This is a genomic window from Nocardia farcinica, assembly GCF_029867845.1.
Taxonomy (GTDB): domain Bacteria; phylum Actinomycetota; class Actinomycetes; order Mycobacteriales; family Mycobacteriaceae; genus Nocardia; species Nocardia farcinica_A.
The window spans coordinates 1-5,368 of the sequence record NZ_JARWRU010000855.1; the positions used below are offsets into that span (position 1 = coordinate 1).

Genomic DNA, 5,368 nt, shown 5'->3' on the forward strand with positions numbered 1-5,368 from the left:
GTTGGGGGCCTTCGGGAAAGGATGTTCCGGCGGTGTCCTACTCTCCCACACCCTGTCGAGTGCAGTACCATCGGCGCAGGTGGCCTTAGCTTCCGGGTTCGGAATGGGACCGGGCGTTTCCCCACCGCTATGACCGCCGTAACTCTATGAAACTGTCACCAACCCCACCCACACACCACCCCTACCCCGAAAAAAAAGGGGGGCAGTGTGTTGCTGGGAGCGGTTGTGTGTTGTTTCAGATACCGCACAGTGGACGCGTAACACCTTCGTCAGTAAGTCCTCGGCCGATTAGTACCAGTCACCTCCACACGTTACCGCGCTTCCAGTTCTGGCCTATCAACCCCATGGTCTGTGGGGGGCCTTACCCCCTCGAGGGGGTGAGAAACCTCATCTTGGAACAGGCTTCCCGCTTAGATGCTTTCAGCGGTTATCCCTTCCGAACGTAGCTAACCAGCAGTGCCCTTGGCAGGACAACTGGCACACCAGAGGTTCGTCCGTCCCGGTCCTCTCGTACTAGGGACAGCCTTCCTCAAGTTTCTGACGCGCGCGGCGGATAGAGACCGAACTGTCTCACGACGTTCTAAACCCAGCTCGCGTGCCGCTTTAATGGGCGAACAGCCCAACCCTTGGGACCTACTCCAGCCCCAGGATGCGACGAGCCGACATCGAGGTGCCAAACCATCCCGTCGATATGGACTCTTGGGGAAGATCAGCCTGTTATCCCCGGGGTACCTTTTATCCGTTGAGCGACACCGCTTCCACATGCCGGTGCCGGATCACTAGTCCCGACTTTCGTCCCTGCTCGACCTGTCAGTCTCACAGTCAAGCTCCCTTGTGCACTTGCACTCGACACCTGATTGCCAACCAGGCTGAGGGAACCTTTGGGCGCCTCCGTTACATTTTAGGAGGCAACCGCCCCAGTTAAACTACCCACCAGGCACTGTCCCTGAACCAGATCATGGCCCGAGGTTAGAAGTCCAATACGACCAGAGTGGTATTTCAACGACGACTCCACGAACACTGGCGTGCCCGCTTCACAGTCTCCCACCTATCCTACACAAACCGTACCGAACACCAATACCAAGCTATAGTGAAGGTCCCGGGGTCTTTTCGTCCTGCCGCGCGTAACGAGCATCTTTACTCGTAATGCAATTTCGCCGAGTCTGTGGTTGAGACAGCAGAGAAGTCGTTACGCCATTCGTGCAGGTCGGAACTTACCCGACAAGGAATTTCGCTACCTTAGGATGGTTATAGTTACCACCGCCGTTTACCGGGGCTTAAATTCTCAGCTTCGCAACCGAAGTCGCTAACCGGTCCTCTTAACCTTCCGGCACCGGGCAGGCGTCAGTCCGTATACATCGTCTTACGACTTCGCACGGACCTGTGTTTTTAGTAAACAGTCGCTTCTCTCTGGTCTCTGCGACCCAACCCAGCTCAGACCGTAAAGATCGTCACCAGATCGGGTCCCCCTTCTCCCGAAGTTACGGGGGCATTTTGCCGAGTTCCTTAACCACAGTTCTCTCGATCGCCTCGGTATTCTCTACCTGACCACCTGTGTCGGTTTGGGGTACGGGCCGTGTACCAACTCACTAGAGGCTTTTCTCGGCAGCATAGGATCACTGAATTCACCTCAATCGGCTACGCATCACCTCTCAGGCTGTGTGCAACACGGATTTGCCTATGTTGCGCCCTACAGGCTTACACCAGTACAACCACTCACTGGCCCAGCTACCTTCCTGCGTCACCCCATCGCTTGACTACTACACCCAGGGTCGTGCGCAGCCACTTCCGGCCTCCCGAAGGAGGTCCATCCGCTTTTGGGCACTTAGCACAGATGATTCACCATTGGGCGCGGATACACGGGTACGGGAATATCAACCCGTTGTCCATCGACTACGCCTGTCGGCCTCGCCTTAGGTCCCGACTCACCCTGGGCGGATTAACCTGGCCCAGGAACCCTTGGTCATTCGGCGGACGAGTTTCTCACTCGTCTTTCGCTACTCATGCCTGCATTCTCACTCCCATAGCCTCCACAACTAGTTCACACTGCTGCTTCCCTGGCTACAGGACGCTCCCCTACCCATCCACACCACTGCACCAAACCCCGTAAGGAATGGCGGATGTATTGTGTGAATGCCGCGGCTTCGGCGGTGTACTTGAGCCCCGCTACATTGTCGGCGCAGGATCACTTGACCAGTGAGCTATTACGCACTCTTTCAAGGGTGGCTGCTTCTAAGCCAACCTCCTGGTTGTCTTCGCGACCCCACATCCTTTTCCACTTAGTACACGCTTAGGGGCCTTAGCCGGCGATCTGGGCTGTTTCCCTCTCGACTACGAAGCTTATCCCCCGCAGTCTCACTGCCACGCTCTCACACACCGGCATTCGGAGTTTGGCTGACTTCGGTAAGCTTGTGGGCCCCCTAGGCCATCCAGTAGCTCTACCTCCGGCGTGAAACACGTGACGCTGCACCTAAATGCATTTCGGGGAGAACCAGCTATCACGGAGTTTGATTGGCCTTTCACCCCTACCCACAGCTCATCCCCTCAGTTTTCAACCTAAGTGGGTTCGGGCCTCCACGACGTCTTACCGTCGCTTCACCCTGGCCATGGGTAGATCACTCCGCTTCGGGTCTAGAACATGCGACTCAACGCCCTATTCGGACTCGCTTTCGCTACGGCTACCCCACACGGGTTAACCTCGCCACATGCCACTAACTCGCAGGCTCATTCTTCAAAAGGCACGCCATCACCCACCCACCGAAGTGGCACAGGCTCTGACGGATTGTAAGCGCACGGTTTCAGGTACTATTTCACTCCCCTCCCGGGGTACTTTTCACCTTTCCCTCACGGTACTAGTCCGCTATCGGTCACCAGGGAGTATTCAGGCTTACCGGGTGGTCCCGGCAGATTCACAGCAGATTTCACGGGCCCGCTGCTACTCGGGTATCACTCACATGAGCCGCCATGTTTTCGCTTACCGGACTCTCACCGTCTACGGTTGGCCATCCCAGACCAATTCAGCTAACACAACGGTTTCTGACTCATGCCCAGCTCGGCAGAACTGAGAAGAGCAACCCCACAACCCCACACGTGCAACACCTGCCGGCTATCACACACGCATGGTTTAGCCTCATCCGCTTTCGCTCGCCACTACTCACGGAATCACTCTTGTTTTCTCTTCCTGTGGGTACTGAGATGTTTCACTTCCCCACGTTCCCTCCACACACCCTATATATTCAGATGCGGGTAACACGACATCACTCGTGCTGGGTTTCCCCATTCGGAAATCCTCGGATCTCAGCTCGGTTGACAGCTCCCCGAGGCATATCGCAGCCTCCCACGTCCTTCATCGGCTCCTGGTGCCAAGGCATCCACCGAACGCTCTTAAACACTTACTAACAAAGATGCTCGCGTCCACTGTGCAGTTCTCAAACAACACACGAAACCAAACCCTGACTCAGCACCAGCCCGAAACCCGAAAGCCCCGGCGGTATGACTGAAGATCCAGTCTCGTCGTATTTTTTGCCTGGAAAGAACGTCTGTTCTTTCAGGACCCAACAGTGTGTCGATATATCCACCGCAGCCACCGGACTCGGCCGGCGACCATGATGCGATGAAGCTTGCCAGCGTTCCACCCATGAGCTCCTGCCGGAAGACGATTGCTTCCGAAACAGTCTCTGCCACAAGACGTTTACCATCCCGACTGTTCGGGTGTCCGTGGAGAAGTGCTCCTTAGAAAGGAGGTGATCCAGCCGCACCTTCCGGTACGGCTACCTTGTTACGACTTCGTCCCAATCGCCGATCCCACCTTCGACGGCTCCCTCCCACAAGGGGTTAGGCCACCGGCTTCGGGTGTTACCGACTTTCATGACGTGACGGGCGGTGTGTACAAGGCCCGGGAACGTATTCACCGCAGCGTTGCTGATCTGCGATTACTAGCGACTCCAACTTCACGGGGTCGAGTTGCAGACCCCGATCCGAACTGAGACCGGCTTTAAGGGATTCGCTCCACCTCACGGTATCGCAGCCCTCTGTACCGGCCATTGTAGCATGTGTGAAGCCCTGGACATAAGGGGCATGATGACTTGACGTCGTCCCCACCTTCCTCCGAGTTGACCCCGGCAGTCTCCTGCGAGTCCCCGCCATAACGCGCTGGCAACACAGGACAAGGGTTGCGCTCGTTGCGGGACTTAACCCAACATCTCACGACACGAGCTGACGACAGCCATGCACCACCTGTACACCGACCACAAGGGGGCCTACATCTCTGCAGGTTTCCGGTGTATGTCAAACCCAGGTAAGGTTCTTCGCGTTGCATCGAATTAATCCACATGCTCCGCCGCTTGTGCGGGCCCCCGTCAATTCCTTTGAGTTTTAGCCTTGCGGCCGTACTCCCCAGGCGGGGCGCTTAATGCGTTAGCTACGGCACGGATCCCGTGGAAGGAAACCCACACCTAGCGCCCACCGTTTACGGCGTGGACTACCAGGGTATCTAATCCTGTTCGCTACCCACGCTTTCGCTTCTCAGCGTCAGTTACTGCCCAGAGACCCGCCTTCGCCACCGGTGTTCCTCCTGATATCTGCGCATTTCACCGCTACACCAGGAATTCCAGTCTCCCCTGCAGTACTCAAGTCTGCCCGTATCGCCCGCAAGCTTGGGGTTGAGCCCCAAGTTTTCACGGACGACGCGACAAACCGCCTACAAGCTCTTTACGCCCAGTAATTCCGGACAACGCTCGCACCCTACGTATTACCGCGGCTGCTGGCACGTAGTTGGCCGGTGCTTCTTCTACAGGTACCGTCACTTGCGCTTCGTCCCTGTCGAAAGAGGTTTACAACCCGAAGGCCGTCATCCCTCACGCGGCGTCGCTGCATCAGGCTTTCGCCCATTGTGCAATATTCCCCACTGCTGCCTCCCGTAGGAGTCTGGGCCGTGTCTCAGTCCCAGTGTGGCCGGTCGCCCTCTCAGGCCGGCTACCCGTCGTCGCCTTGGTAGGCCATTACCCCACCAACAAGCTGATAGGCCGCGGGCCCATCCTGTACCGATAAATCTTTCCACCCGACACCATGCGACATCAGGTCATATCCGGTATTAGACCCAGTTTCCCAGGCTTATCCCGAAGTACAGGGTAGATCACCCACGTGTTACTCACCCGTTCGCCGCTCGTGTACCCCGAAGGGCCTTACCGCTCGACTTGCATGTGTTAAGCACGCCGCCAGCGTTCGTCCTGAGCCAGGATCAAACTCTCCGTTGAAGACTCACAATCACACCCCCACAGGGATGCAATCAGATCTAAACTAGAGTCCGAAAACCCAGCAAAACAATCGCCAGCCGGAAATTAGCTGACAAAAAATGTCTCATCCCCCC

Annotated in this window: 3 rRNA genes; all 3 read right to left on the minus strand. The window is 56.7% G+C overall.

What is annotated here, in order from left to right:
- Nucleotides 1–24 precede the first annotated feature (24 nt).
- Nucleotides 25–141: ribosomal RNA gene (gene rrf / locus QH283_RS18715) — 5S ribosomal RNA — on the minus strand.
- 127 nt (nt 142–268) lie between these two features.
- Nucleotides 269–3,398: ribosomal RNA gene (locus tag QH283_RS18720) — 23S ribosomal RNA — on the minus strand.
- Between the two features lie 338 nt (nt 3,399–3,736).
- A 16S ribosomal RNA gene (locus QH283_RS18725) occupies nt 3,737–5,255 on the minus strand.
- The 16S, 23S and 5S rRNA genes sit together here, the layout of an rRNA operon.
- Nucleotides 5,256–5,368: the final 113 nt, after the last annotated feature.